The organism is Falsirhodobacter sp. 20TX0035 (assembly GCF_028307215.1).
Classification (GTDB): domain Bacteria; phylum Pseudomonadota; class Alphaproteobacteria; order Rhodobacterales; family Rhodobacteraceae; genus Falsirhodobacter.
In genome coordinates, this window is record NZ_JAQMHV010000002.1 from 177550 (window position 1) to 203843 (window position 26294).

General features: G+C 65.7%; 24 protein-coding genes and 2 pseudogenes. 14 read left to right on the forward strand and 12 right to left on the reverse strand.

Annotated elements, in window-relative coordinates:
* Positions 1–9: 9 nt before the first annotated feature.
* Positions 10–1923 (forward strand): cellulase family glycosylhydrolase, encoded by a 1914-nt coding sequence (locus PIJ50_RS04880; RefSeq protein WP_271973234.1) that lies wholly within the window; start codon positions 10–12, stop codon positions 1921–1923.
* Positions 1924–2709: 786 nt separating this feature from the next.
* Here the strand turns inward: PIJ50_RS04880 and PIJ50_RS04885 are convergent.
* From PIJ50_RS04885 to dctA, 5 genes are all read right to left on the reverse strand, one after another.
* Positions 2710–3900 carry a lipase family protein gene (locus tag PIJ50_RS04885; RefSeq protein ID WP_271973235.1) on the reverse strand — a complete coding sequence of 397 codons (1191 nt, stop codon included), beginning with the start codon at positions 3898–3900 and terminating at the stop codon, positions 2710–2712.
* Between the two features lie 198 nt (positions 3901–4098).
* Positions 4099–4371 carry a methyltransferase gene (locus tag PIJ50_RS04890; RefSeq protein ID WP_271973236.1) on the reverse strand — a complete coding sequence of 91 codons (273 nt, stop codon included), beginning with the start codon at positions 4369–4371 and terminating at the stop codon, positions 4099–4101.
* Positions 4372–4597: 226 nt separating this feature from the next.
* Positions 4598–5653 (reverse strand): 4-oxalomesaconate tautomerase, encoded by a 1056-nt coding sequence (locus PIJ50_RS04895; RefSeq protein WP_271973238.1) that lies wholly within the window; start codon positions 5651–5653, stop codon positions 4598–4600.
* Positions 5646–6317, reverse strand: a complete 672-nt coding sequence (locus tag PIJ50_RS04900) for a 4-carboxy-4-hydroxy-2-oxoadipate aldolase/oxaloacetate decarboxylase (RefSeq protein WP_271973240.1) — start codon at positions 6315–6317, stop codon at positions 5646–5648. The genes PIJ50_RS04895 and PIJ50_RS04900 overlap by 8 nt, the downstream gene beginning before the upstream one ends.
* Positions 6314–7618, reverse strand: coding sequence for a C4-dicarboxylate transporter DctA (dctA, locus tag PIJ50_RS04905; protein WP_271973241.1), 1305 nt, complete (start codon positions 7616–7618; stop codon positions 6314–6316). Before dctA ends, PIJ50_RS04900 begins: the two co-directional genes overlap by 4 nt.
* Positions 7619–7799: 181 nt before the next feature.
* Here dctA and PIJ50_RS04910 point away from each other — a divergent pair, with 181 nt between their 5' ends.
* Genes PIJ50_RS04910 through PIJ50_RS04920 form a run of 3 tightly spaced genes read left to right on the forward strand, consistent with a single transcriptional unit; the run spans position 7800 to position 11012 of the window.
* Positions 7800–9047, forward strand: a complete 1248-nt coding sequence (locus PIJ50_RS04910) for a LysR family transcriptional regulator (RefSeq protein ID WP_271973243.1) — start codon at positions 7800–7802, stop codon at positions 9045–9047.
* A gap of 55 nt (positions 9048–9102) precedes the next feature.
* The gene (locus PIJ50_RS04915; RefSeq protein ID WP_271973244.1) at positions 9103–10125 is read left to right on the forward strand and encodes an amidohydrolase family protein; all 1023 of its coding nucleotides are present in this window, start codon (positions 9103–9105) and stop codon (positions 10123–10125) included.
* On the forward strand, positions 10125–11012 hold the full coding sequence (locus tag PIJ50_RS04920) for an amidohydrolase family protein (RefSeq protein ID WP_271973245.1): 888 nt from the start codon (positions 10125–10127) through the stop codon (positions 11010–11012). Before PIJ50_RS04915 ends, PIJ50_RS04920 begins: the two co-directional genes overlap by 1 nt.
* 171 nt (positions 11013–11183) lie before the next feature.
* Here PIJ50_RS04920 and PIJ50_RS04925 read toward each other — a convergent pair.
* From PIJ50_RS04925 to PIJ50_RS04935, 3 genes and pseudogenes are all read right to left on the reverse strand, one after another.
* A pseudogene (locus PIJ50_RS04925) lies at positions 11184–11788 on the reverse strand (IS5 family transposase); the annotation flags it as partial.
* Positions 11789–11875: 87 nt separating this feature from the next.
* Positions 11876–12358, reverse strand: a pseudogene (locus PIJ50_RS04930) (inositol monophosphatase family protein); the annotation flags it as partial.
* On the reverse strand, positions 12355–13116 hold the full coding sequence (locus PIJ50_RS04935) for a glycerophosphodiester phosphodiesterase family protein (protein ID WP_271973246.1): 762 nt from the start codon (positions 13114–13116) through the stop codon (positions 12355–12357). The gene PIJ50_RS04935 and the pseudogene PIJ50_RS04930, both read right to left, overlap by 4 nt.
* 479 nt (positions 13117–13595) lie before the next feature.
* On the opposite strand from PIJ50_RS04935, the gene PIJ50_RS04940 reads away from it, so the two are divergent.
* Positions 13596–15254, forward strand: coding sequence for a BCCT family transporter (locus PIJ50_RS04940; protein WP_271973247.1), 1659 nt, complete (start codon positions 13596–13598; stop codon positions 15252–15254).
* A gap of 328 nt (positions 15255–15582) precedes the next feature.
* On the opposite strand, the gene PIJ50_RS04945 is transcribed toward PIJ50_RS04940, so the two are convergent.
* From PIJ50_RS04945 to PIJ50_RS04955, 3 genes are read right to left on the reverse strand one after another with little or no spacing between them, the layout of a single operon-like run.
* Entirely contained in the window at positions 15583–16029 is a 447-nt protein-coding gene (locus tag PIJ50_RS04945) for a DUF421 domain-containing protein (protein ID WP_271973249.1), read from the reverse strand.
* 9 nt (positions 16030–16038) lie between these two features.
* A complete protein-coding gene (locus PIJ50_RS04950; protein ID WP_271973250.1) occupies positions 16039–16545 on the reverse strand; it encodes a hypothetical protein in 507 nt (168 codons plus the stop codon).
* A gap of 26 nt (positions 16546–16571) precedes the next feature.
* On the reverse strand, positions 16572–18341 hold the full coding sequence (locus tag PIJ50_RS04955) for a thiamine pyrophosphate-requiring protein (RefSeq protein ID WP_271973252.1): 1770 nt from the start codon (positions 18339–18341) through the stop codon (positions 16572–16574).
* Positions 18342–18547: 206 nt separating this feature from the next.
* On the opposite strand from PIJ50_RS04955, the gene PIJ50_RS04960 reads away from it, so the two are divergent.
* The 9 genes from PIJ50_RS04960 to PIJ50_RS05000 all read left to right on the forward strand — a co-directional run bounded on the left by PIJ50_RS04960 (position 18548) and on the right by PIJ50_RS05000 (position 25032).
* Positions 18548–18847 (forward strand): alpha/beta fold hydrolase, encoded by a 300-nt coding sequence (locus PIJ50_RS04960; protein WP_271973253.1) that lies wholly within the window; start codon positions 18548–18550, stop codon positions 18845–18847.
* A gap of 240 nt (positions 18848–19087) precedes the next feature.
* Positions 19088–19327, forward strand: a complete 240-nt coding sequence (locus tag PIJ50_RS04965; protein ID WP_271973254.1) for an alpha/beta fold hydrolase — start codon at positions 19088–19090, stop codon at positions 19325–19327.
* A 589-nt stretch (positions 19328–19916) separates the two neighbouring features.
* On the forward strand, positions 19917–20600 hold the full coding sequence (locus tag PIJ50_RS04970) for a hypothetical protein (RefSeq protein ID WP_271973255.1): 684 nt from the start codon (positions 19917–19919) through the stop codon (positions 20598–20600).
* Complete coding sequence (locus tag PIJ50_RS04975) at positions 20587–20994, forward strand: phage holin family protein (RefSeq protein WP_271973257.1); 408 nt, start codon at positions 20587–20589, stop codon at positions 20992–20994. Before PIJ50_RS04970 ends, PIJ50_RS04975 begins: the two co-directional genes overlap by 14 nt.
* Positions 20991–21875 (forward strand): hypothetical protein, encoded by an 885-nt coding sequence (locus PIJ50_RS04980; RefSeq protein WP_271973259.1) that lies wholly within the window; start codon positions 20991–20993, stop codon positions 21873–21875. Before PIJ50_RS04975 ends, PIJ50_RS04980 begins: the two co-directional genes overlap by 4 nt.
* A gap of 59 nt (positions 21876–21934) precedes the next feature.
* Positions 21935–23104 carry a zinc-dependent alcohol dehydrogenase gene (locus PIJ50_RS04985; protein WP_271973261.1) on the forward strand — a complete coding sequence of 390 codons (1170 nt, stop codon included), beginning with the start codon at positions 21935–21937 and terminating at the stop codon, positions 23102–23104.
* Positions 23101–23844, forward strand: a complete 744-nt coding sequence (locus PIJ50_RS04990) for an SDR family NAD(P)-dependent oxidoreductase (RefSeq protein WP_271973262.1) — start codon at positions 23101–23103, stop codon at positions 23842–23844. The genes PIJ50_RS04985 and PIJ50_RS04990 overlap by 4 nt, the downstream gene beginning before the upstream one ends.
* Before the next feature lie 4 nt (positions 23845–23848).
* Complete coding sequence (locus tag PIJ50_RS04995; protein ID WP_271973263.1) at positions 23849–24457, forward strand: cysteine hydrolase family protein; 609 nt, start codon at positions 23849–23851, stop codon at positions 24455–24457.
* Positions 24458–24465: 8 nt separating this feature from the next.
* Positions 24466–25032, forward strand: a complete 567-nt coding sequence (locus PIJ50_RS05000; RefSeq protein WP_271973265.1) for a DUF2585 family protein — start codon at positions 24466–24468, stop codon at positions 25030–25032.
* Here the strand turns inward: PIJ50_RS05000 and PIJ50_RS05005 are convergent.
* On the reverse strand, positions 24998–26185 hold the full coding sequence (locus PIJ50_RS05005; protein ID WP_271973267.1) for a glycosyltransferase: 1188 nt from the start codon (positions 26183–26185) through the stop codon (positions 24998–25000). The two genes, PIJ50_RS05000 and PIJ50_RS05005, sit on opposite strands and share 35 nt — an antisense overlap.
* Positions 26186–26294 lie beyond the last annotated feature (109 nt).

Genomic DNA, 26294 nt, shown 5'->3' on the forward strand with positions numbered 1-26294 from the left:
GTGCGGTTCATGTCGGACACGGCCGATCTCAACATCATCTCGATGCCCACCCGCTATGTGGAGATGGTCCAGGTCGAGGAGGATGTGTATCGCCTTGGCAAAAACGGCGTCCTGTTCGCCATCGGCGATCCGGACCGCGCCGTGGCCGACCGGCGGGGTCGCCCCCTGACGCTGGACGCCGTCCGCGCCAGCGGCGCCACCGTCAGCAAAAGCTTCAGCGACGTCAGCTGGCGGACCGAGTTCGGGGCAGACCTCCAGTATCCGTCCAGCGCCGGAAACTTCCTGGACGCCGTGCGGCAGGTATCGCCCGACGTGAACACCATCCGCGTGGACTTCAACGCCTATACCCTGCGCAACGATGGGTATCTGAAGGACTTCCACGCCTTCACCACAGCGGCGGCGGACCGGGGCTTCAAGCTGATCATTCAGTATTCCGACGGGCTGATGGCCGGCCGGGTGCGGGCGGGAGGGCGGCAGAAGGCGCCCGACCCCTCGGCCCGGATGGAGGAGATCGGGACCGGCTGGCAGGAGGTCATGGCCTGGTTCGAGGACCCGGCGCAGGCCCCGATCCTGAACGCGGTCTACGGGTTCGAGATCATCAACGAGCCGATGGCCTATCCCAAGACGGCCGAGGGCGGGCGGGCCTACGCCCGGGACATCCGCCATATCGTGGACGATCTGGGCATCGACTGGCACGGGCGGAAGATCCTGGTCGGCGGTCTCGGCGCCTCCGGCACGTTCCGCAACGTGGATCTGGACACGATCCGGAGGGCGGTGGGGGACCAGCTGGTCTGGTCGCTGCACGGCTATCCCGGCTGGCTGAACCCAAGCGAGGCGTCGTTCGACCGCAAGGCCTTCCTGTCCGGCATGGCCGACCGCCTTGGGGATGTGGGGGACGATGACGTTCTGCTGACCGAAACCCATCTTGGGCGCAGCGATCAGGATGCGAATGGCATTCCGGACCTTCTGGACCCGCACGCCACGGGAACCTCCGCCGCCAGCTTCAACGCGGCGCGCACGGCGGAATGGTTCGCCGAAAGCGGCATCGGCTGGACCTACTGGCCCATGGCGGGGCGGCGGTCCTCACCGCTTCTGAACGCCGGGAAGGGGGCGTTCGACGTCTCGCTCCCGCAGCTGGCCTTTGCCAACAACGTCTGGTCCTTCGATGAGGCGGGCACGGCGGAGGAGGCGGGCGACGATACCCTGACCGCCCGGCGGGTGGAAGGACGCATCAAGACCGCCATCGCGCAGGCTTACGGGCGCGCGGGCGACGACACGATCACCGCCGATCCGGGTGTTGTGAACCTGCTGTACGGCGGCGACGGGCAGGACGATCTGACGGCCGGACCGGAAGGCGACTGGCTGTTCGGCCAGCGCGGGGATGACAGGGTGACCGGCGGCACGGGCGCGGACCGGCTGTTCGGCGGGCCGGGCGACGACACCGTGACGGGCGGCGCCGGCGACGACTGGATCGAGGGCGGCGACGGGCGTGACCGGCTGGAGGGCGGTGCCGGAAACGACACGATCCTGGCCGGTGAGGGAAGCAACGTCGTGTCCGGCGAGGGGAACGACCTCATCCTCCTGACAAAGGCGGACGAGGACGGCCGCCCCCTCATCATCGACGAGTTGCAACCCGGCGACCGGATCGACCTGTCCGCCTGGGTTCCCGCAAAGGGCAGCAAGCGCAAAGGCACCGTCGAACTGACGGCCGAGCCCGTGGCGATCGCCGGCGAGGCTCCGGGCCTTCTCCTTTACGATCCCGGCAAGAACCTCGGCATTGTCCTGACCGCGCGGGCGCTGGACGGCTTCCGCGGGGTGGAGAATTTTTCGGGCGCGGATAGCGGCCTCAGTCTGAGGAATGGCGTCGATGAGGGGCGTGTGCTGGATCCTGCGACCGGTCAACTCGTCCACGGCGGGAAATGAGCCTGTTTGTGCGGTCACGGCCAGCGCCCAGCCCAGTTCTCCGTGCCAGTTGCCGCCCCGCTCCATAATCCACGCCACGAGCCGGTTGCCGCGTGAAGATCTGCATCCCCCCAGACGGAAAAGCCGCGACCGAAGCCATATTGATGGAAGAGTGCAATAGCCGGAGCCGCGATCAGGAGCAGATAGAGCGTCACGTGCCCCAGTGACGACAATCAAACAGGCTTTTCATATGCGTGCTTTCAAGATCGGGTCCCTGACGGCCCTGCTGGCTCTGGGTCTTGCCCCGACGGCCTTTGCCCAAGGACATGACGCGGCGCCTCCGACGTGCGGGAAGGGCGCCGAACATTGCGTTCAGCCTCATCCCCACAAGCCGAAGCCGCCGCGTGCCGAACATTCGCAGGCCGCGCAGGGCCAACCCCGGCATGGGGAAGAGCGCAAGGATTACCGCGATCCGCCACGGGACCATGACGAGCGGCCTCCGGTGCCGCCCAAGGCCGACGAACCCCGCCGCTGAGACGAATGCAAGAGCGCAGGTTTTTGGCCCGCGCTCTTGCCGCACCTTCCCCCACGAGACCGGGGATTGACCGCGGCGGATCGAAACCTTTCCGCTGGATCAAGGGTCGGGTGCCCAAAAGCGCCCGATATCCATGGACTGCCCGGGCGGAAAACCTCCTCGTATCGAAACCGCGACGTCCGCCCGTCAGGCGATGATGACTGAGACCCTCTCAGGGAGCGTGATCCGATCATGCTCTTTCGTGGCCACAAAAGACGGTGCTGCGGGGATCGTCAGTCCACCGTTGCGCAATCCGAGACGGGCATATCGCCGGCCACGACCATCTTTGCGAAAGCCAAGGCGTCATCCCCTGAACGGGTCAGCGTGTCGCTGTGTGTCGCCCCGGGGTAGGAGCGCAGAACGACCGTATTGCCCGCATCGCACAGCCCGCGCACCGCTGTCATCTGCCGCTCCGGCCGGATCACAGCATCGTCCGGGCTGGTGCCAAGGAACAGGGGCATGTCCACCTTGAACGGTTCCACCTGACCGGCAGGAGGCAGCAGGGCGTTGACCTCGGCGATGGGGCGGGTGAAGGCGTTATCGCGCGTGATGCCTTCGCGTTCCGTCACCTCCAGCTGGTTGCAAGTGGTTCGGACCGCGTCGGCGAGGATGGCGCCCTTTTCGGTCAGAAGGGCGTCGATCGGGCCTCCTTCGGGCAGCCCCTCGCCGATCAGGCGGTAAAGGACATAACGAGGTTCGCCGCCCGGCATTTCGCGGTCCACTTCCACACCCGGTTCCGGCATGTAGGTGATCAGCGCGGTGGCGATGGCACCCTTCACGGGCAAGTCAGGGGCATAGTCGGCCGCAATCCGCGCCGCGCCCAGTGATGCGCCGGAGCCTTGCGACTGCCCTGTCAGGATCACCACGTCGGCCAGCGGCACGTCCGTCGTCATGGCGGCGCGGGCGGAGTCGAGGACCGACCGGCCTTCGGCCGCGGACACGAGGTAGGGATGCGGGCCGGGGCCGCCGAGGCCCTGATAGTCCGTGGCGACCACCGCGTAGCCCGATTCCAGCCAGCGGTCGATGTAGTCGGCATCGCGCGGACGCGCGCCGGTCCAGGAGGCCGCACACGCGTCGTTCACGCCCAAGGTGCCATGAGCCCAGGCGACCAGGGGCCAGCCGCCTTCCGGGGCCTCACCCTTGGGAACGTAAAGGATGCCGCTGACGGGAATGATCCCCGAATCCCAATGCCCGTCATCGGAGGTGTAAAGGATCCGGTCCGCGTTGGCAGCATGGGCAGGCAGGGTCTCGGCCGCCATGGGTTCGCGACGCAGCATCCGGCCAGGGGCGTCCGGCAGGGCTTCGGTCCAGCGATAGAAGGGCGAGATGTCGATGTCCCCCACGGCAGGGCCGGTGGGCAGGGTTCGCGCAAAGGCCGGCTGCATGGCCGCAGCCGCGACAAGGCAAGCGATCCGAAGTGACATGTGCACGATGTATCCTCCCGTCAATCAGCCCGCGGCCTATGCCGACGGGCGTCTTCCTCCCAAAAGACAGTGAAATAGACGCATCCATGCGGCGCCTCCGTCAATATGCATATATATATGTATACGCGAGCGGGTCTAAGCCCAGGCAGGCTCGGGGCGACGCTTGGGTGCCTCGCCCATCGCGAGGTCAGGCAGATGTCATGCCAGGTTGTTGGGCATCTGGACGCCCAGACATCCGACGGGTGCCAGCCTCCCGATCAGCTTTGGGAACAGCGCGGCATGGTCGTCTACCCAATGAAGGGAGGCGTTCGCGAACATCAGGTCCGGCGCCTCCCGCGGTGTCCAGCGTTCCACGTCGATCAGGTCCCAGCTGACCTGCGGAAATTCCCTGCGCGCCGTCGCGATCCTGTCGGGGTCTGGATCGATGCCGACAAGGTCCGCCTCCGGATACCGGTCTGCCAGAAGCCGCATGGAATTCCCGGCCCGCATCCGAGGTCGACCACGCGTCGGATTCAGGACGGCGGCACCGCATTCAGAAGATCGCGGGCGGTGCGCGTCCGGTCATCCAGAAACTTCGACTATTGGGAAGCAGACCACGTCATTTCCACACCTTCCATCGTTGCAGGTGACGCCGCGCATGGTCGGTTCAGGCCATCGCCGTTGAACCGGGATATCCATCTTACAATGGCATAGGTTGTCAGGGCGCCGGAAATACCTCGCCGTCGAACAGCTTGCGCGCCGTGCGGATGGTGCCCGCGCCCGCCACGGTTCCGTCGGGGCCGAGGTCCAGCAGCACCTCCATGTCGCCGGTCGGATGTTCCACGCGGTAACGCCCATTCTCGGGGTGCGCCGCCACGTCCGCGGCAGGTCCAGAGGACAGACGCGCCGCCGTCGCCACCGTTACCGCCGCGAGAACCCCGACCGAGGCGTGGACGCGTTTCGGGATGAAGCTGCGGGTGGAGATGGCGCCGCCCGCCGTCGGAGCGGAAACAAGGGTCATCTTCGGCACGGACGCCTCGGCCACGTCGCCGAGGTTCATCAGAGGGCCGGCCTTCAGGCGGATCGCCTCGATCCGCGCCTTCAGCTCGGCGTTGCCTTCCAGCTCTTCGCGCGTTTCAGTCCCGGACAGGCCGAAGTCAGCAGCGCGCAGGATGACGCAAGGCATGCCGTTGTCGATCAGGGTGGCGTCCACGCCGTCGATCACGTCCACCTCGTTCCCCGTGGGCAGAAGGGCACCGCACATGGACCCCGCGATATTCTGGAACATCAGCGGAACGGCGGCATGATGCCCGGGCACCCCGGCGATGGAGGCATCGCCCTTGTAGGTGACGGTCCCCCCAGGGGTGGCGACGCGGGCAACCGCGACCTCGCCCGTGTTGACCATGTGGATGCGGACGGGCGTCTCATCCCCCGTGGCGGCGATCATTCCGCGTTCGATCGCGGCGGGGCCGACGCCGGCCAGGATGTTGCCGCAGTTCTGCTTGTCGCTGACCAGCGCCTGATCGGGGAATACCTGCAGGAACAGGTAGTCCACATCCGCATCGGGCCACGTCGACGGCGACAGCACCGCCACCTTCGACGTCAGCGGGTCTGCCCCGCCGATCCCGTCGATCTGGCGCGGGTCGGGCGAGCCCATGATCCGCAGCAGCAGCGCATCGCGTTCGGCGACGTCATCCGGCAGGTCGGAGGCGAGGAAATATGCCCCCTTCGACGTGCCCCCGCGCATCCACAGGCAGGGAATGCCCTCAGACATAGCGAAGTCCCTTCTGTTCCAGCGTCCCGCGCATGTCGTAGATGTCGAGGCCCAGTTCGCCGGCGGCAAGCCGGCTGCGCTTGGCCTCCTCCGCGGCCAGACGTTTTTCGGCGGCGGCCAGAACCTCTGCGGCCTCGGCCCGCTTGACCACGCAGACGCCGTCATCGTCGGCCACGAGGATATCCCCCGCCTCGACCGCCGCACCGGCGCAGACGACTGGCACGTTGACGGAACCGAGGGTCGCCTTCACGGTCCCTTGTGCCGACACGGCCTTGGACCACACGGGGAAGCCCATCCGCGTCAGGTCACGGATGTCGCGCACGCCTGCGTCGATCACCAGCCCTCGGCATCCCCGCGCCATGGCCGAGGTTGCCAGCAGGTCGCCGAAATAGCCGTTGTCGCAGGGCGAGGTGGGAGCGAGAACGAGGATGTCGCCTTCGCGCAGCTGCTCGATCGCGACATGCAGCATCCAGTTGTCGCCGGGCGGGGCGGAGATGGTGATGGCCGATCCCGCCACCTGCGCGCCCGCATAGATCGGACGCATGTAGCTGGCCAGCATCCCCCGGCGGCCCTGCGCCTCGTGCACGGTGGCAACGCCTGCGGCGGCAAGGCCGTCGATGATGGCCCGGTCGGTGCGGTCGATGTTCTGAACGACGATGGTCATGCGGTTTTCCTTTCGTTGCGGCGGCGGCCGATGGTTGCGGCCAGCATCACGGGGTCCAGCTTTCCTTCCCATTTCGCGATGACCACGGTGGCAAGTGCGTTGCCGATCAGGTTCACGAAGGTCAGCCCCTCGGCCAGGATGCGGTGGATGCCGAGGATCAGCGCGATGGAGGCGACGGGGATCACGCCCGTGGTGTTCAGCGTCGCGGCCAGCACCACGAAGGCCGCGCCGGCCACGCCCGCAGCACCTTTGGACGTCAGCAGCAGCACGCCCACCAGCGTCAGCTCGTGCCAAGTGGTCAGCGGGGTGTTGGTGGCCTGGGCAAGGAACACGGCCACGGTGGTCAGATACAGGCAGGTCCCGTCGAGGTTGAAGGAATAGCCGGCCGGGATCACGAAGCCCACGACCGATTCCTCGCAGCCCGCGCCGCGCATCTTCTGGACAAGGCGCGGCAGCACCGTTTCCGTGGACGTGGTGGCCGCGACGATGATGATCTCATCCTTCAGGTAGCCCATCAGGCGCCACAGGCTGACATCGCACCACCAGGCGATCGTGCCGAAGACGAAAACGGTGAACAGCGCGCAGACGATGAAGAACTGGATGATCAGCTCTCCCAACGAGATCAGGGAGGCGGTGCCGAACTGCCCGACGGTGAAGGCGATGGCCCCGAACGCCCCCAGCGGGGCGAAAAACATGATGTAGCCAATGATGCGGAAGAACCCCTGCGAGGCGCTGTCGATCACGTTGTAGACGGGCTTTCCGCGTTCGCCGAGCGAGGCAAGCGCGATCCCGAACAGCACGGCCACGAACAGCACCTGCAGAACATAGCCGCCGGTGAAGGCGCTGACGAAGGTGTCGGGGATGATGTTCAGGATATAGGCCGTCATCGACTGATCATGCGCCGTGGCGACATAGCCCTTCACCGCATCGGCGTTCAGCGTGGCGGGGTCGATATTCATGCCCGCGCCGGGCTTCCACAGGTTCACCGCGACCAGTCCGAAAACCAACGCCAGCGTGGTGATGACCTCGAAATAGATCAGCGACTTCAGCGCCATGCGGCCCACGCTTTTCATGTCGTTCATCCCGGCGATGCCATGGACGACGGTCACGAAGATGATCGGCCCGATCATCATCTTGATCAGCTTGATGAACGCGTCCCCGAAGGGCTTCATCGCCACCCCGATGCCGGGCGCGTAATGGCCCAGCACGATGCCGATGATCGTTCCCGCCAGCACCTGGAACCACAACTGCCCCAGAATGCCCTTCCGCCGCGGCGGCGTGCCGTCGATCGTGTTCTCCACGCGATACCTCCTCCCACGGAGGGCCGATGGCCGCACTCCGCATGATCCTGACGACGCGGGTCGCGTGGCCCCCTCCGGGCGACGGACCCCGTCCTCCTCCTGCCTGCCATCAGGGGGCGGAACGGCGAAAGATGCAAAGTGGAATTGCGCGTGGATCATAAGCTGTGGTTAAGTTCGGTGGATGAACACCTTGCCCGACCTCAACCTCCGCCACTTGGAAGCGGTCAGCGCTGCGGGGCGCCTTGGCAGCATCAGCAAGGCCGCGCAGGCGATGAACCTGTCGCAGCCCGCCATCACGCAGGCGGTGGCAAAGCTAGAATCGCAGTTGGACCATGCGCTGCTGGACCGTCAGCCGGCGGGCGTGACCTTCACCCGTGCGGGGGCGCTTCTGGCTGAACGAACGGACCGGGCATTGGCTTACATCACGCGCGGGGGCCAAAGCGTGCGGCGCGCAGCGCGGCTGCCGCCTTTGCCTCATATCGGGCGGCGCATCACCTTCGGCCATCTGCGGACGCTGACGACGGTGGATCAGGCGGGCAGCTTTGCCTTGGCCTCGACCATCACCGGGCTGTCGGAACCCGCGCTGCACCGGTCCGCCCGGGATCTGGAGCAATTGCTGGGACTTCTTCTGCTGGTCCGGCAGGGCCGCACGGTGCAGCCCACCCCGGCGGCGAGCGTGCTGCTGCGCCATGCCCGGCTGGCCCTTGCAGAACTGCAATCAGGCTTGGACGAACTGGCCGCCCTGCGGGTTGAGGGGGCCGGGCGGGTTACGGTCGGCACGCTGCCGATGGCCCAGGCGATCCTTCTGCCACGGGCGCTGTCACGCTTTTCGGCCCTTTACCCCACGGCGCAGATCAGCGTGGTGGAAGGGCCTTATTCCGACCTTCTCGCCAGCCTGCGGTCAGGGCAGGTGGACCTGCTGATCGGCGCGCTGCGCGATCCTGCGCCCACCCGCGACATCACGCAGGAGGCGCTGTTTGCCGACGATCCCGTGATCGTCGCCCGCGCGGGTCACCCGCTGGCAGGCGCGCCCTTGGACATGGCCCAGCTGCTGGATTTTCCCTGGATCGTCGCCACCGCCACCGCCCCCGTCCGCCGCCGGTGGGAGGCGATGTTCGAGGGGCGCGGTCTTCCGCTGCCAGCGCGGCGGATCGAAACCAACTCCATCGTCATCAGCCGGGGGCTGCTTCTGGACGACGACTGGCTGACCCTCATGTCCCGCGACCAGTTCGCGTTCGAACGGCGGTCCGGCCTTCTGACCGAGATCGCGGACGACGGCATGCCCGCGCATCGCCGCATCGGCATCACCACACGGGCCGACTGGCACCCGACCCACCTTCAGGCCGAATTTGCACGTACCTTCCGGGATGTAACGGCGGAATGGAGTTCAGGAAATCCAATGGCCGGGAAACCGTTCCGATATGCGTAGCGCCGCCCCCTCAGCCTATGGTCCTTCCATGACGGATGCAGGAGGGGGAGCCCGCATGATCATCGACTGCCACGGACATTACACCACGGCACCCGCCGCCCATACCGACTGGCGCAAACGGCAGGAAGAGGGGATCCGCAACGGCGGCGACATCGATCCCGCCTATCCCGACATCCCGGACGACGCGATCCGCGAGACGATCGAGGCGAACCAGCTGCGCCTTCTGCGCGAACGCGGCGCGGACATGACCATCTTCTCGCCCCGCGCCTCGGCCATGGCGCCGCATGTGGGCGACCAGCGCGCGGCGCAGGTCTGGGCGCGGCGGTCGAACGACCTGATCAAGCGGGTGGTGGACCTTTACCCCGAAACGTTCATCGGCGTCTGCCAGCTGCCCCAGACCCCCGGCGTGTCCGTCGAAACCTCCATCCACGAGCTGGAGCGGTGCGTGACAGAGCTGGGCTTTGTCGGCTGCAACCTGAACCCCGACCCGTCGGGCGGCAAGTTCGACGCGCCGCCCTTGACCGACCGCGCCTGGTATCCCTTCTTCGAGAAGATGGTGGAGCTGGACGTGCCTGCGATGATCCACGTCTCGGGCAGCTGCAACTGCGCAATGCACGCGACGGGGGCTTATTACATCGCCGCCGACACCATCGCCTTCATGCAGTTCTTGGAAGGGGACCTGTTCCGCGATTTCCCGGACCTGCGCTTCATCATCCCGCATGGGGGCGGGGCCGTGCCCTATCACTGGGGCCGCTATCGCGGGCTGGCCGACATGCTGAAGCGCCCCCCGCTGGCCGAGCATGTGATGAAGAACGTGTTCTTCGACACCTGCATTTATCACCAGCCGGGGATAGACCTGCTGTTCAAGGTGATCGACATCGACAACATCCTGTTCGGGTCCGAGATGGTGGGCGCCGTCCGCGGCATCGACCCCGAAACGGGGCAATATTTCGACGACACCAAGCGCTATGTCGACGCGCTGCCGATCCCAGAGGCCGACAAGCGCAAGGTGTTCGAGGGCAACGCCCGCCGCGTCTATCCGCGCCTTGACGCGCAACTGAAGGCGAGGGGGCTCTGATGGCCGCGTTCACGATGGATCCGAACTGGATCCCATTCGACCCGAACCCGTCGAAGCCCGCCTTCCGCCTGCCGGAAGGGGCGGTGGACGCGCATTGCCACGTCTTCGGTCCGGGGAACGAGTTTCCCTATGCGCCCGAGCGGAAGTACACGCCCTGCGATGCCGGAAAGGACAAACTGTTCGCGCTGCGCGACTTTCTAGGGTTCCAGCGGAACGTGATCGTGCAGGCCACCTGCCACGGGGCTGATAATCGCGCGATGGTCGATGCGCTGCGCGCCTCGGGCGGGATGGCGCGGGGCGTGGCCACGGTGCGCGACACGGTGACGGACGCGGAACTGGCCGACCTGCATGAGGCGGGGGTGCGCGGCGTACGCTTCAACTTCGTGCGCCGGCTGGTCGATCCCAAGCCCGACGCCTATTACCGCGCGATCATCGACCGCATCGCGCCTCTCGGCTGGCACATCGTGATCTATTTCGAGGCTGCGGACCTTGAGGAGAAGTGGGGCTTCTTCACCTCTCTGCCCACGACGGTGGTAGTCGACCACATGGGCCGCCCGGACGTGACGAAGCCCGTGGACGGACCCGAGTTCGGTCGCTTCATCCGACTGATGGAGGATCATCCAAATTTCGTCAGCAAGGTCACCTGCCCGGAGCGTTTGTCCCGCTCCGGCCCGCCCACCTATGACGACGTGATCCCCTTCGCGCGCCTGCTGGTGGAACGGTTCCCCGACCGGGTTCTTTGGGGCACCGACTGGCCGCATCCCAACATGACCACCCATGCGCCGGATGATGGCGGGCTGGTCGATATCATCCCGCGCATCGCCCCCACGGCAGATCTGCAGCGCCGGCTGCTGGTCGACAACCCGATGCGGATCTACTGGGGATAGGACGCGGTGGTGTTCGAGGCGCCCCGGACGGACGCAGATGACGGCGGCAGCCCTCTCGGGTCTTCCCAAGGAGTCCGAGGGAGGATGGCCTGCGGCAAGAATGCAAGCGGGCCCCGCATCGTTTCGAAGTGGACGCTCGGCGCCTTGTTAGGATCAGGCTTCATTCATCTGTCATAGCCAGAACATGTCGATGGCTGCCAAGGCGAGGGCGGACACGAAGACTTTGGGAATCTGTCATAGCGGGTCGCGACCCGACGCCGGTCCTTGAGCCTGCCGAACATGATCTCGATCCGGTTGCGGCATTTTAATGATGCTTGTGATGGTCTTTCCGTGCGGCTTTCGGCCTGCAGTGCAGGGCCGGATCCCTTGTTTTTCAGGGTGTCGCGGAACCGGTCCGCGTCGTATCCACGGTCCGCCAGCAACCAGCCTGCTGGGGGAAATCCCCCAGAAGCGCCGCCGCTCCGGTGTAGTCACCGTTTCCGGCCCGCCGTCATGAAGAACCGGACCGGGCGACCTTAGGCATCCGTGGCGGCATGAAGCTGTTCATGCCACCTCTCGTCCGCCCAATCGGTCGGCCACGCCCCCTTTTTCACCGAAACGCCCGAAGCCGTGCGGGGTGTCTTGAGATAGGTCGCGTCGATCATGACCATCTTCTTCCTTGCGGCATCGTTTGCCCGCTTGGCCATCATCCGTGCGAAGACCCCCATGTCGCCCCATCGCTTCGTGGCAAGTAGACGGTATTCGAACGCCGAACAGCGCCAGTTCAGCACGTTGCGGAAGTGCAGTGGGGTCATGTCGGCGCGCAGGGTGGGGGGCAGCAGGTTCATCGTGATGAACCCCGGCATCTGATCAAGCGGGGCAGGAGCCGCCACCGACAGGCGCTGACTCGCACCGTCTGCGCCGACATGCCACGCCCCCTGACCCGGACGCGCCACGATGAAGTCGCGGGTTATCGGATAGTGGATCAGCCCGGCAATGGTCCGGCCCTCCGCGACAATCGCCAGGATCATCCCGAATACAGGAATGCCATGGGCAAAGTTCCGAGTGCCGTCCACCGGATCGATGATTGCGGCCAGCTCGGCCCCGGCCAGCCGGTCGAGGACGGTTTGGTCGGCGGCCACCGCCTCTTCCCCCACCAGAACCACGCCGGGCAGGCGGCGGGCCAGCGCGACGCCAAGCGCCTGTTCGGCGGCCAGATCAGCGTCCGTCACAAGATCGTCGGGCGCTGTCTTGGCCCGCGCGCTGTCGGAGGTAATGGCCTGAAATCGGGGCAGAACTTCTGCCCGTGCGACAGCGTCCATGTCCGCCAGCAGTGCCTCCAGAAGGGCATCGTCTACGTGTGTCATGCCTTCCTTCCCTCCAGCCAGGCACGCAGTGCTTCCGGTTCATCGGTCTGAATGCAGCTGATACCTGCGCGGATCAGCGTGCCCCAGATCGCGTCGGGATCCTTCAGCGCCGCCTCATCGTTCCACTCCCCGCTGTTGGCCGGGTCCAGCGTGTTCTTCCAAAGCGACAGGTTCGCCGCCTCGAAACGGTCCCGATTGGCGGCGATGGTATTCAGATCATCGAAGCGGATTTCGGCCATGAACGGCCGGATTGTGGACAGAAGGGCCAACCGTTCCTCTACGGTGTCGGAGGTGAACCGTGTCATGGCCATGAAGGCGATGCCGTCGATCTTCTGCGCGGCCACCCAGTCCAGGTCCGCGCGGATGGCGACCTCGGTCTTCAGGTCGACGTAATCCTGCGCACCCATGCGTCGCGCCGCTTCGGCCACCTGGGGAAACAGGCCGCGGTCCTTGAGGTCCAGATCGGCGAAGATGTTGCCACGGATCAGGTCCAGCGCCTCGTCCAAGGTCGGAATTTGCTCGGCGGTCGTGGCACGGCCTTCCCCTCCATTGTCCTCCCGAAGGGAGAATTTCTTCAACTCCGACATCGTGAAGCTCTCGGCCGGTCGACCCACGCCGGCCATGCGTTCAAGCGTTTCGTCGTGGCACAGGAACAGGACGCCATCCGCGCTTTGCCGCACGTCCACTTCCACGATGTCCGCCCGCACGTCCCGCGCCCGCTGGATCGCGGCACCTATACTTGCAAGCAACGCCTTCAAGTGCCGCAGGTGAGACCCTCCGGGTAGCTAACATCCTGTCTGCTTCCAATAGCCTTTGGGGTAAGGTGTTCAGGCTGATCCTCCGCCAAACCTTCGGCGGCGAGCGGCTTCACAGGCTTCACGCGTGCGCCTGCCAACGCGAATCCTAAAAGGCAGAGCGCGTGGGTAAGGCACGTGCACAGCCACCCACATTTCCTGTAAAGGGCCGACATGGGTTGAAAATCCAAGATCCTGCGATATAAAGTCCGTCATGTTGGTTGACCCAATCATGGGCGATCCCTCGCGGATCGCCACGGACGAGACGGCTCGGGATACAGCAAGACATCCGCAGTCACAGGACGCGCCCGTTGGCGCGATCGCTCTCGTTCGGCCTGTCGGCTGCCCGTGCGCCCCTGGCGCGGCGCCGCTTTCCGGTCACGACATGATCCCCGCGACGGCATCCCTTCCCTCGACATTGAAAGGTTCATCCGGAACTCCGCATGACTGAGCTGAACCCCCCCTTCACAGACCTCGACATTCCGACCGCCGATAAGGGCTTCTACCAGGGATATTCCCTTCCCATCGCGCTGACGGCCAAGATCGCCTTCGCACTGCTGACTGTCTGGGCCCTGCTTCGACCCGGCAGCGCCGAGGCGATCCTCTCGCTCCTCAACACCGAGATCCTTGGCGTTTTCAACCTGTTCTACATCATCGCCGTCGGCCTGTTTGCCTGGTTCCTTTTGATCGTCGCCGCCGTGCCTTCGTCGGGGCGCCGCAAGCTGGGCAAGGCGGATGAAAAGCCCGAATTCACCTACTTTTCATGGTTCGCGATGATGTTCGGGGCGGGCCTTGGCGTCGGCCTGATGGTCTATGCCACGGCCGAGCCCATGAACAACTGGGGCCAGAACCCCGAGATTATCAAGGGCGACGTCGCCGCCTACTCGGCGGAGGCGGTCCAGTCCGCATATCGCTACACCTTCATGCATTACGGCCTGCACGCCTGGGGCATCTATGTGGTGACCGGGCTGTGTCTGGCCTACTACGCCTACACCCGTGACATGCCGCTGACGATCCGCACCGCGTTGACGCCGCTGTTCGGGCGGTATCTGAACGGTCCCGTCGGCCATGTCGTCGATATCCTTGGCGTGATCGCCACCATCCTTGGCGTCGCCGTCACCATCGGCTTCGGCATCAGCCAGCTGGTCGAGGGGTTCTATTCGATCACCGGGATGGAGTGGTTGCTGCAATCGGGCCAGAACGGCGGCCCGCCCCATCCGTCGGCCGTCGGGCTGATCGTGGCCCTGGTCGTGGTGATGCTGCTGTCTACGCTGTCGGCGGTGTCGGGCGTGGGGCGCGGGGTGAAATACCTGTCGAACCTGAACCTCGTGCTGTCCAGCCTGCTGCTGCTGGTCTTCGTCGTCGCAGGCTCCTTCGGGTTTGCCATGACGACCTACGGCACGGCCCTGACCGATTACCTCCTCCATTTCCCCGCGCTGTCTTTCGAGGCCTATTCCGCCAGCAGCGAACTGGGCGAGTGGCAGACCGGCACCACCACCTTCTACTGGGCATGGTGGATCGCCTTCTCGCCCTTCGTGGGCCTGTTCCTGGCCCGCATCTCGCGCGGGCGCACGGTGAGGGAGTTCGTGTTCGGAGCGGTCGTGATGCCGTCCATCGTCTGCTTTGCATGGATGACCATTCTTGGCGGAACCTCCGTCGATCTGGAACTGTCGGGGGTGGCGCAAGGCGCGATCATCGACGCCTCGGCCACCAACAAACTGTTCGCCACGCTGCAGTTCATCGTTGGGGATCAGGTCTACGGCATCGTCGCCGTCATGTGCGCCGTGCTGATCCTGACCTTCCTCGTGACCTCGGCGGACTCGGGGCTTCTGGTGATCAACACGATCATGGCCGGCGGCGAGGAAGAAACGGACGCGCGTCACCGCGTCGTCTGGGGCGTACTGCTCACGCTGGTGATCGCGGCGCTGATCCTGGCCGGCGGTGGTGGCCTAGTCGTCCTGCAGAACGCCATGATCATCGGCGCGCTGCCCTTTGCCTTCGTGATGGTGATGATGTGCGTGTCGCTGGCCAAGGCGCTTTACCGCGACCATCATCGCGACAAGTGGGCGGAAGTACAGGAAGGCGCCATCGACGCGTCCTGACCTGCAGGGATAAGGCACCGCTCCTCATGGCGGGGGAGGGGTGCCTCATCCAAAACTCGCGCTCATGATACTCGGCAATAACCACAACGCCCGCCACCCCCGGGTGCCGCCGGCGAAACGATTACTGACGCTGGAACCTGACCGCGCCATGATGTTCGATCGCGTGGTCACCAAACGATAATCGTGCGGGCAGTCCATTCCGGTTGATGAATGAGACGTATGACCCACCCCAGTGGGGGAGCGGTCCCAAGGCTTCGCTTCGAGATCCGGCGAAAAGCGCGACATCCTGAATTGCGCCTTCCGCTTGGCTCGCGGTTTGCCGAACTCGCTAGTTGTCCTTGAGGATGATGCTGATGCCGCCGCTGGTTTCCAGCACGGCGGCGTCGATCCGGTCCAACGAGGCGACCCCCTGCTGCGCCCGGGCCGCTTCCAGCACATCCGAGACGCTCACCCGGGCGCGCCGCAGGGCTTCGGCGTCGATCTTTCCGTTGCTGACAAGAACCGTCGGCGCCCCGTCAAGCCAGAGCGCAAGACGCGCCGACCGCCCCTTTGCAAAGGCCAGCAGGACATCGGTGGTGAAGAGCGTGACAATCAGGACGAAGGCGTTCACGATCGAGAAGTCGTCGCCCAGCAGGGCCTGCTGCGTCGTCTCGGCGATGATCAGCAGAAGGACGAAATCGAATGGCGTGGCCTGGGCCAGCGTGCGACGTCCCGACAGGCGGGCGACGATCAGCAGGACGACGTAGACGGCCAGACCGCGAATGACAGAATCCATCAGGACCTCTCAGGGCAGAACAAGGACGTTCACCATCCGGGTTTCACCGCCGATGGTCACGTCAAAATGTGCCCAGCCGAAATGCATGGGCCTGATGCCGACAGAAAGCTGGTAAGGAGGGGCGCCCTCGGCGTGGAACCGCAGACGCTGCGCCGCTGGGGCCAGCACGGCTTCCTGCGGTTCCGGCTGGATGCGCTCCATTGAGAAGCGCTCGAAGAATGGCTGCGACAGGACGAGTTCGGGCGACGCCTCTGCGGCGAAGCGCACCGTCATGGTGTCGGACCCCTCCCATCGGGCGACGCGCGGCAGTTCCACCTCCGCGTCGCCAACTTGGACCGTCTGCTTCTGGAAAACCCCGCCGCTTCCTGTGAAGCCAAGCACCGCCACCAGGCAGACGATCCCAAAGATCACCCAGGATATGCGCTGGACGGTCCAGAACACCCTTTGCATCCGGCGGTGTTCATCCAGTTGAAGCCCATCCTCGCGCATGGGCGGAATGGTGATGTCCTCGCTCATCGCATCGCTCCCCTGCCGTTGCCCGCTCAGGATCGGCCCAGAACCTGCCGCGCGGTGTTCAGCAGGATGTTCCCGCGTTCGGGGTCCGCCGCAGTGGCGGTCAGGAAGTGCTGCACCTGCTTGAAGGTGAAGTGCGGCGGCATCGGCGGCACCTCGGGGTCGGTCCGCACCTCGATCACCGTTGGCACGCCTGCGGACAACGCCGCCTCCCAGGCCGGGCCGACGTCGTCAGGCGTGTCCACGAAGATGCCCTTCAGGCCGATCATCTCGGCAAAGCGGTGATAGGGCACGTCGGGGATGTTCTGCGAGGCCTCGAACTTCGGATTTCCCTCCATGACCCGCTGCTCCCACGTCACCTGGTTCAGGTCCTGGTTGTTCAGCACAAGGCAGACCCAGGTTGGGCTGCTCCATCCGCGCCAGTATTTCGCCACGGTGATCAGTTCGGCCATGTTGTTCATCTGCATCGCGCCGTCGCCGACCATGGCGATCACCGGCCGGTCGGGATGGGCGAACTTCGCGGCGATGGCATAAGGCACGGCCGCGCCCATGGAGGCCAGCCCGCCCGACAGCGAGGCCATCATCCCCTCGCGCATCCTGATGTCCCGCGCAAACCAGTTGGCGCAGGAGCCTGAGTCCGAAGTCAGGATCGCGCGGTCGGGCAGCCGCTTCGACAATTCCCAGAACGGGCGCTGCGGGTTGACGGGTGTGGCGGGCTGCATCGCCCGATCTTCCAGCGTCTTCCACGAGGAGGCGATGTTCTTCTCGATCGTCTGGCGCCACGCGCCCGGCTCCTTCGGCTTCAGCAGCGGCAGCAGGGCGCGCAGCGTTTCCGCACTGTCACCCACCAGATTTTCCTCCATCGGATAGCGAAGCGACAGCATGGTGGGATCCAGATCTATCTGCACGCCACGCGCCGCCCCTTCCTCGGGAAGGAATTCCGAATAAGGGAAGCCGGAGCCGACCATCAGAAGCGTGTCGCAATCCTGCATCAGCTCCCAACTGGCAGAGGTGCCCAGAAGACCGATCGAGCCGGTGACATAGGGCAGATCGTCCGGCAGCACCGCCTTGCCCAGCAGCGCCTTGGCGACGCCCGCCTGAAGCGCGTCGGCCACGGCCCGCACCTCGGCGCTGGCCCCCAAGGCGCCGGCACCGACCAGCATCGCCACCTTCTTGCCTTCGTTCAGCACATCGGCCGCGCGCTGCAGGTCCGCCGGTTCGGGAACCACGCGCGGACGCGACAGCCCCACGCCAGAGAACACCGCCCCATGGGCGCGGGGCGGATCCTTATAGGGCATTTCCTGCAGATCGTTGGGGAAGATCAGCGTCGTCACCTTGCGCTGCCCGATGGCGGTGCGAACGGCGCGGTCGGTCAGATGACGCACCTGCGCCGGCACGGACGCCTGCTGCACGAAGGCGCCGGCCACATCCTTGAACATGGAGATGAGGTCGATCTCCTGCTGGTAATGCGCGCCAAGGGACGTCCGCGCCTGCTGCCCGGCGATGGCCAGAACCGGCATATGGTCAAGCTTGGCGTCATAAAGCCCGGTCAACAGGTGGGATGCCCCTGGTCCCGAAGTGGCAAGGCAAACGCCCAGTTCCCCCGTGAACTTCGCATGGGCCGAGGCCATGAAGGCCGCCATCTCCTCGTGCCGGGTCTGAACGAATTCAATGTCGCCGTCACGCCGTTGCAGCGCACCCAAAAGCCCGTTGATCCCGTCGCCGGGATAGCCGAAGACCCGGGTCACCCCCCAGGCCTTCAGGCGTTCCCAGAAAAAATCGCTGACTGTCGGGGCCATCTGCCACCTCCTGATGGTTCGAGGTTCTCTAAGCGAACCGTCTGCCTCTGGGCCTGTTCCCCCAAAAAGCACAAGATGCCCGCGGAGAAATGGTCCAGACATCTGCGGGTCATTAGGTTTCCCTCGTGCCGTTCTCGATATCCCTTACATCATAAATATAACATAATTTATATTCTCAGATTTAATGTTGTAGAAGCGAAGCAGGCATGTCGCCATCTGGCAAAGTGATCCTGTTGCTGCACGGCTTTCCCTCGCCCAGCCACATGTTCCGCGACCTGATCCCGCTCCTGTCGGATCGCTTCCGGCTGATCGCCCCGGACCTGCCCGGCTTTGGACAAACGAAGGCTCCGCCGCGAGGAACCTTTGACTACACCTTCGACCGGCTGGCCGAGGTGATCGATGGCTTCACCGAAGCGCTGTCGCTGGAGCGTTACGCGCTCTATATCTTCGACTACGGCGCGCCCGTAGGTCTGCGCCTGGCCTTGCAGCACCCTGAGCGAATCTAAGCGATCATCACCCAGAACGGCAACGCCTATCTGGACGGGTTCAGTGACCAGTGGGGTCTGTGGGAGGCCTACTGGCGTGACCCAAGCGCAGAAAGCCGCGAGCCCTGCCGTCCCTCTCTCGCGCCAGACACGATCCGCGACTGGCAATACGGCATCGGGGCTGATCCGTCGCGCCTGTCGCCGGACGCGTGGAAGCTCGACATCGCTTGCATGGCGCGGCCGGGAGCAGAGGACATCCAGTTGGACCTCATCTTCGACTACCGCAGCAACCTTGCGCGTTATCCTGCATTCCAGGAGTTCTTCCGGACACATCGGCCGCCATTGCTGGCGGTCTGGGGGCGCCACGATCCCGCGTTCATTCCCGCCGGGGCGGAAGCGTACCGCCGGGACCTGCCCGACGCCGAAATCCATCTGCTCGATGCCGGCCACTTCGCCCTGGAAACGCATGCAGACCATCATGGCGCGGCTGAAAAGGGGTGAACCGGGCGGAGCATCCCATGATCCTTCACCCTTCGCAGCACGTCACCCCGCAACTGGCCGTGCCAAGCGGATGCAGTCTATCAAGGCGCGCAGTCGCGACGGCATGTCCCTCCGGTCCGTGCCTTCGTCCACCGCGACACATGGTTCATCCAGAAGGATCAACCGGGCATCCTGGACGATAACCCGAGCGAACAGCGCCCGTTGCAGCTGCCCCCCGACAGGCGATCAATGGGCCGGATTCCGAACCCGTGCAATCATCTTGAGGCGTTCTGTCATCGCCTCGTCCGCCCGTCTCTCATTGACCGATCTTAACCTTAGGAAAGATCAGGCTCGGCCTGCCTTGATCAGGGCATCGATCTGCACGCCCGAATGCGATCACAGCCCCTTGCCGCAATGCTCCTGCGCCGATCCTGTCCACTTTTCCCGACATGTATCGCCCGTTCAAGGGAACATTCCGCCCCTTCCGGTCATTGGCGACGCATGAACCGGGCAGACGCGGTTCTTTTCGCGGCAGGCGTCCCGGACCCTGCACGGACAAGATCGCAACGCGGGTCGCCCTTGCAGGCAACCATTCGAAAGAGAGAGAACCATGACCTACACCGATCCCTCCACCTCGACCCAGGATTCCCTGAAAGCCCGCGCGCAGAACGAATACGACGATGCGCGCACGCGTCTTCACGAAGGGGCGCAGCGCCTTAAGACCGAGGCCGCCCCGACCCTGATGAACTCCGTCACCGGAGAGCTGGAGCGTCGCAAGGACGGGCTGAGCGCCGAGCTGCGCTCGCTGGCCGAGACGCTGCGCCACGCGTCGGACGAACAGCAATCGGGCAAGGACTCGCTTCAGGCGTCGGGCCTGATCGGACACGGCGCGCAGCTGGTCGAGGATCTGAGCCGCGGCCTCGAAGGCCGCTCGGTCAACGAGATCGGACAGTCGCTGTCGGGCTACGCACGTGGCAATCCGGCCGTGTTCATCGGCGGCTGCCTGGTCGCGGGTCTGGCTCTTGGACGCCTGCTGACGGCCAGCAGCTCGGCCGCAACGTCGTCGTCCTATTCGGGCGCCTCCTCCACCGGCACGCCCTATGCCGGCGCGTCGTCGACAGGCATGGGCTCCACCGGCGCCGCGTCGTCCTACAACACGAACCCCAACACGAACACGGCGACGACGCCCTCGTCCTATGCCACCGACGCGACGCCCTCCACGGCTACGCCGTCGACCACGCCGGCCGCGCCCTACGTGTCGCCCAAGCGGGAGGATGACGATGTCGGCCTTTGACGAACGCCCCCCTGTCGACAACCGCTCGCTCCCGGATCTGGTCGCCGACCTGATCCGTGACCTGTCGGACCTCGTGCGCAGCGAAAGCCGCCTCGTGAAGGCCGAGATCGCCGAAGCCGGCCGCCGCATGGCCCACGGGGCCGAAATGATCATCGCCGGCGGCGTGATCCTGCTTCTGGCCGCGATCGTACTGCTGCAGGCGCTCGTGATCGCGCTGGCCCATTGGGTCGGTGCCGGCTGGGCCGCCGTGATCGTCGGCTTCGTGCTGTTCGTCATCGGCGCCATGCTGATGCTGCGCGGCCGCAAGGACCTTTCCGCCAGCTCGCTCATGCCCGACCGGAGCATGGAGCAAGTCAACCGTGACGCCCGTCTTGTGAAGGAACAACTGAAATGACCGAATCCCCCAAAGCTCTGGAAGCCGAAGTCGAAGCCAACCGGGCGAATGTGGAACAAACGCTGGACGCGCTGCGCGGCAAGGCCACGATGCAGGGCGTGATGGGCGACGTGACCCGTTACATCGGCATCGAGGACGCGCGCGGCACGCTGGAAGCCGCGGGCCGTCAGGTGTCGGCAAACCCGCTGGCCTTTGGCCTGCTGGCGGCGGGCATCGCCTGCCTTGCCACCGGTGCCACGCGCCGCAACCCGCACGCGGCCTATGCGCAGCGCCCCTATGACGGGATGAACCGCTCTGTCGTGTCCGAACCCGAAGGCCCGTCGATGAAGGAAAAGGCCTCGGGCTATGTTGGCAGCGTCCGTGATGGCGCCAGCCACTATGCCAGCGGCGTGCGCGAAGGTGCGAGCCATTACGCCGGTTCCGTGCGTGAGGGCGCAAGCCACTATGCCAACGCGGCATCGGAAGCGCTGCACGGCGCGCGTGACAGCGTGTATGGCGGCTACCGTGACGCCCGTTACCGCGCCTCCAACCTGTCGCAGCGCGCGGGCGACCAGATGGTGCAGCAGCCTCTTCTGTTCGGCGCGATCGCCTTGGTCGCCGGCGCCGTGCTGGGCGCCGCCCTGCCGAAGTCGCAGGCCGAGAACCGCCTTCTGGGGCCGAGCCATGACCGCCTGACCGAAACGGCCAAGGACGTCGCATCGGGGCTGGTGGACCGCGCGAAATCGGCGGCCGAAGCCGGTCTGGCCGCCGCCTCCGACGTGGCCAAGGAAGAAGGCCTGCTGCCCGGCGGCGACAAGACGGTGGCCGAGCGTGTGCAGCACGTGGCCGAAGCCGCCACCAAGGAAGCCAGCAACACGTTCACCGACACGCAGCGCGGCTGATCCTGCATTCCGACCCGGCCACCCAATGGCCGGGTCGTCTTCTTTAAAAGGTGGACACCATGAAAGCTCTGACCTGGCACGGCAAAAGCGACATGCGGTATGAAACCGTTCCCGACCCCAAGATCGAGGATGGGCGGGACGCGATCATCAAGGTGTCCTCCTGCGCGATCTGCGGATCGGACCTGCACATCTATGACGGCGTCATCCCCTGCATGGAACATGGCGACGTGATCGGCCACGAATCCATGGGCGAGGTGGTCGAGGTCGGCCGCGACAACAAGAAGCTGAAGGTCGGCGACCGGGTGGTCGTGCCCTTCACCATTGCCTGCGGCGAATGCTTCTTCTGCAAGCGCGGCTACTTCTCGGGCTGCGAACGCAGCAACCGGAACTTCGACAAGGCCAAGACGATGTGGGGCAACTCCCCCGCCGGGCTGTTCGGCTATTCGCACCTGCTGGGCGGCTATGCCGGCGGTCAGGCCGAATACCTGCGCGTGCCGTTCGCCGATGCGGGCCCCATCCACGTGCCCGACAACCTGACGGACGATCAGGCGCTGTTCCTGTCGGACATCTTCCCGACCGGCTACATGGCCGCCGATTTCTGCGACATCAAGGGCGGCGAGACGATCGCGATCTGGGGCTGCGGTCCCGTGGGCCAGATGGCCATCCGGTCGGCCTTCCTTCTGGGCGCCGAGCGCGTGATCGCCATCGACACGGTGCCCGAACGTCTGGTGATGGCCGCCGCGGCCGGGGCCGAAACGCTCGATTTCCGCGACGTCGACATCTATGACGAGATCATGTCCCGCACCGAAGGCCGCGGCGCCGATGCCTGCATCGACGCGGTGGGCACGGAAGCCGACACGTTGTCGGGCTTCACCGCCGTGGTGGATCGGATCAAGATGGCCACCTTCATGGGCACCGACCGTCCCTTCGTGCTGCGTCAGGCGATCATGTGCTGCCGCAACTTCGGCACCGTGTCGATCGTGGGCGTCTATGGCGGCTTCGTGGACAAGATCCCGATGGGATCGGCCATCAACCGCGGTCTGACCTTCCGCATGGCCCAGACGCCGGTGCAGCGTTACCTGCCGACCTTGCTGGACCACATTCAGGAAGGCCGGATCGACCCGTCCTTCGTCATCACGCACAAGGCCCCCCTTCAAGACGGGCCGGAGCTGTACAAGACCTTCCGCGACAAGAAGGACGGCTGCATCAAGGTGGTGCTGAACCCATGACCCTCGCCCTTGTCACCGGCGCCTCCAGCGGCATTGGCCTCGAGCTTGCCCGCCTGTGCGAGGCGGAAGGTTTCGATCTGGTCATCGTGGCCAACGAACCCGCGATCCATTCCACAGGTCTGGCGGCACAGGCGGTGGAGGCAGATCTGGCCACGCCCGAAGGCTGCGCGGCCGTTCTGGCCGCGCTGGCGGATCGCGAGGTGGACCTTCTGTTCCTGAACGCGGGCACCGGGCTTGTCGGCTCCGTTCTGGAACAGGACCTGCCGGGGATCGAGCGGATCGTGAACACCAACGTGCTGGGCACCCTGCGCCTGCTGCATCCGCTGGCCCGCCGCATGGTCGCCCGGAACGCAGGCCGGATCCTCGTGACCGGCTCGATCGTGGGCTACATGCCGGGCAGCTGGCAGGCGATCTACTCGGCATCCAAGGCCTTCCTCAACTCCCTCTGCGGCGCCATGGCGGATGAGATGAAGGGCACGGACGTGACCATCACCTGCCTGATGCCGGGCGCCACGGAAACGCGGTTCTTCGAACGCGCGGGCATGCAGGACACGCCTGTCGCCAAGATCAAGAAGGACGATCCCGCCGACGTGGCGCGGGCCGGCTTCGACGCGATGCTGGCGGGCAAGGCGCAGATGACGCCGGGCCTTCTGAACAAGGCGCAAGGTGCGGCGGCCGAGGTCCTGCCCGCGGGGCTGGTCGCGGGCCTGAGCGCCAAGATGTTCAAACCCAAGGAGTGACGGGATGGGCAGCGGGCTGATCTTCGGGCCCATCGGGCCGAACACGATCCACCTGTGCGTGGACATGCAGCTCCTGTTCGGCCCGGGAAGCCCCTGGGCCGTGCCATGGATGGAAGGCATCATGCCGCAACTGGAAGAGCTGTCCGCCCGTCACGCCGCGGCCACCATCTTCACCCGCTTTATCCCCCCGCACCGCCCGTCCGAGATGCAGGGCACGTGGCGCCAGTATTACGAACGCTGGCGCGACGTCACGCTGGAAGTCATGCCGCCCGAGATGGTGCGACTGGTCCCGGTGCTGGAACGCCTGACTCCGCCGGCGCGGGTTCTGGACAAGAAGGTCTACTCCCCTTGGACCGAAGGCGGGCTGGACCGGATGCTGCAGGGCACCGGCGTCGACACGCTGGTCGTGTCGGGCGGGGAAACCGACGTCTGCGTTCTGGGCGCGATGATCGGAGCCGTGGATCGCGGCTACCGCGTCATCCTGGCCGAGGATGCGACCTGCAGTTCCGCCGACGAGACGCATGACGCGATGCTGCGCCTGTATCACGACCGCTATGGCCAGCAAATCGAGACGGCGAAGGTCGAGGAGATCCTGTCGGCCTGGAACGGCTGACCGTGACGATGATGCACGTCAAGGACCCGTCCCTGTCGACCTTCCGGATGCCGTTCCCCGTCCTGCCCGCGATGCTGGTGCTGCTTCTGGTTCAGGTCGTGGCGCTGCACCTGATGGGCCGCGACGCCGGGTGCGATTGCGGCTGGGACGTGCTGTGGCAGCGCACGCCCGATCCGGCCCACAACTCCCAGCATTTCGCCGATCCCTATTCGTTGCTGCATTTCGGCTTCGGCGTCGCAGTGTTCAGCGTGCTGGCCCTGATGCGGCCCTTGTGGCGCCGCCGGGATTTGGCGCTTCTGGTGGTCTTCTGCTCCGTCGTGTGGGAGGTGATGGAGAACCTGCCCATCGTCATCGACGTCTTCGGCTACAGCGCGGACGATCCGCTGGCCTATGACGGCGACAGCATCCTGAACTCGCTGGGCGACACGGCCTTCGCCTTGGCCGGGGGGATCTTCGCCGCCTTCACCCCGCTGTGGATGGCCGTCCTGTCCATCGTGGCGGTGGAACTGTGGACCAGCCTGTCCATCGGCGACGGCTACGTCATTGGGCTGCTACGAGCTGTGGGGCTGGTCTGACAACATCCTCGATCCGCGCGACCGCCAGCGGCACGCCGCCTCCGGGGCGGAAGGCGCGCGCCCGCTCGCGGAACCCTGGATCGTTCAGCAGCCGAGAGATCGACCGCACAAGGCTGCCGGTGTCCAGCCAGTGGCGGGAATGGCGCAACCCCACCCCGTGATGCACCAGCCGCGCCGCCACGCCGGGCTGGTCATAGGCGATGGGAATGGCCAGCATCGGCACGCCCCGCACCAGCGCCTCCATCGCCGTGTTCAGGCCGGCATGGGTGATGCACAGGTCGGCCCGGTCCAGAACCGCCTCTTGCGGCACATGATTGCGCACCCATGTGGCGCCCAAATCCCGCGCCGCGCTGTCCGACAACCCCCCCGCATGGGACACGAGGACTTGCGCACCCGCCCGGTGGCAGGCGGCCACGATCCTGCGAAGGATCGCCTCCCGATGCCCCTGAATCGTGCCAAGCGAGGCGTAGACGAAGGGCCGCGACGGGTCGGGCCGGATATCGTCGGGAAAGGCCGCCGTGCCCGCCGGGCGCAGGGGTCCCGTTTCCAGCACCACCGGGTTGCGCCGCGGAAAGTCGAAGCCCGGCAGCGTCTGCGACAGGGTCAGAAGGGGGGACAGGCAATCCGTCAGTTCCCGCCTCGGGCCGATGGCGAAGCGGTCCGCCCAGTGGGCGATGACGGCGTTCTGCTTTCGCAGGATCAGGCGGGCCACCCGTTCGCCGCCCACGTTGCGCCTCCGCCCCCGACGGCTTTCGTCGAAGGGCCAGCCAAGGAACGGCAGGGGGATGCCCGGCTCCCGCTCGAACGGAAGGGCGCAGGCGACCGAGATCAGCGGCAGGCCAAGGGCGTCGGCGATCAGCCCGCCCGCGGGTTCGGTCTGGTCGCCCAGGATGGCGTCGGCCGGGGGCAGCACGTCGATGTGGCGGCACAGCGTGTCCGTCCGCCAGACGCTGCGCTCGATGGCGGTGCGGGCGGTGTCCTCTACCTCCGTCCCCAAGGCCAAGGTTTCGGGCACCGCGCCGGGCCAAGGCATATGCACTTGGCCCGGCAGGACGAACGTCACCCGATGGCCCCGTGCGCGCAACCCGTCCGCCAGGGCCATGAAGGCGCGCAGATGGCTGGCATAAGGCGGGCAGAAGGCGATGAAGTTCATGAACAACCCGATGTCGTAGGCAAGAACGCATGTAGCACCGCCAGCGCCGGGGAACAGCCGGCATCTGCACTCTGCCCGTCAGGGTTGACTTGTCGGCCAAAATGAACAA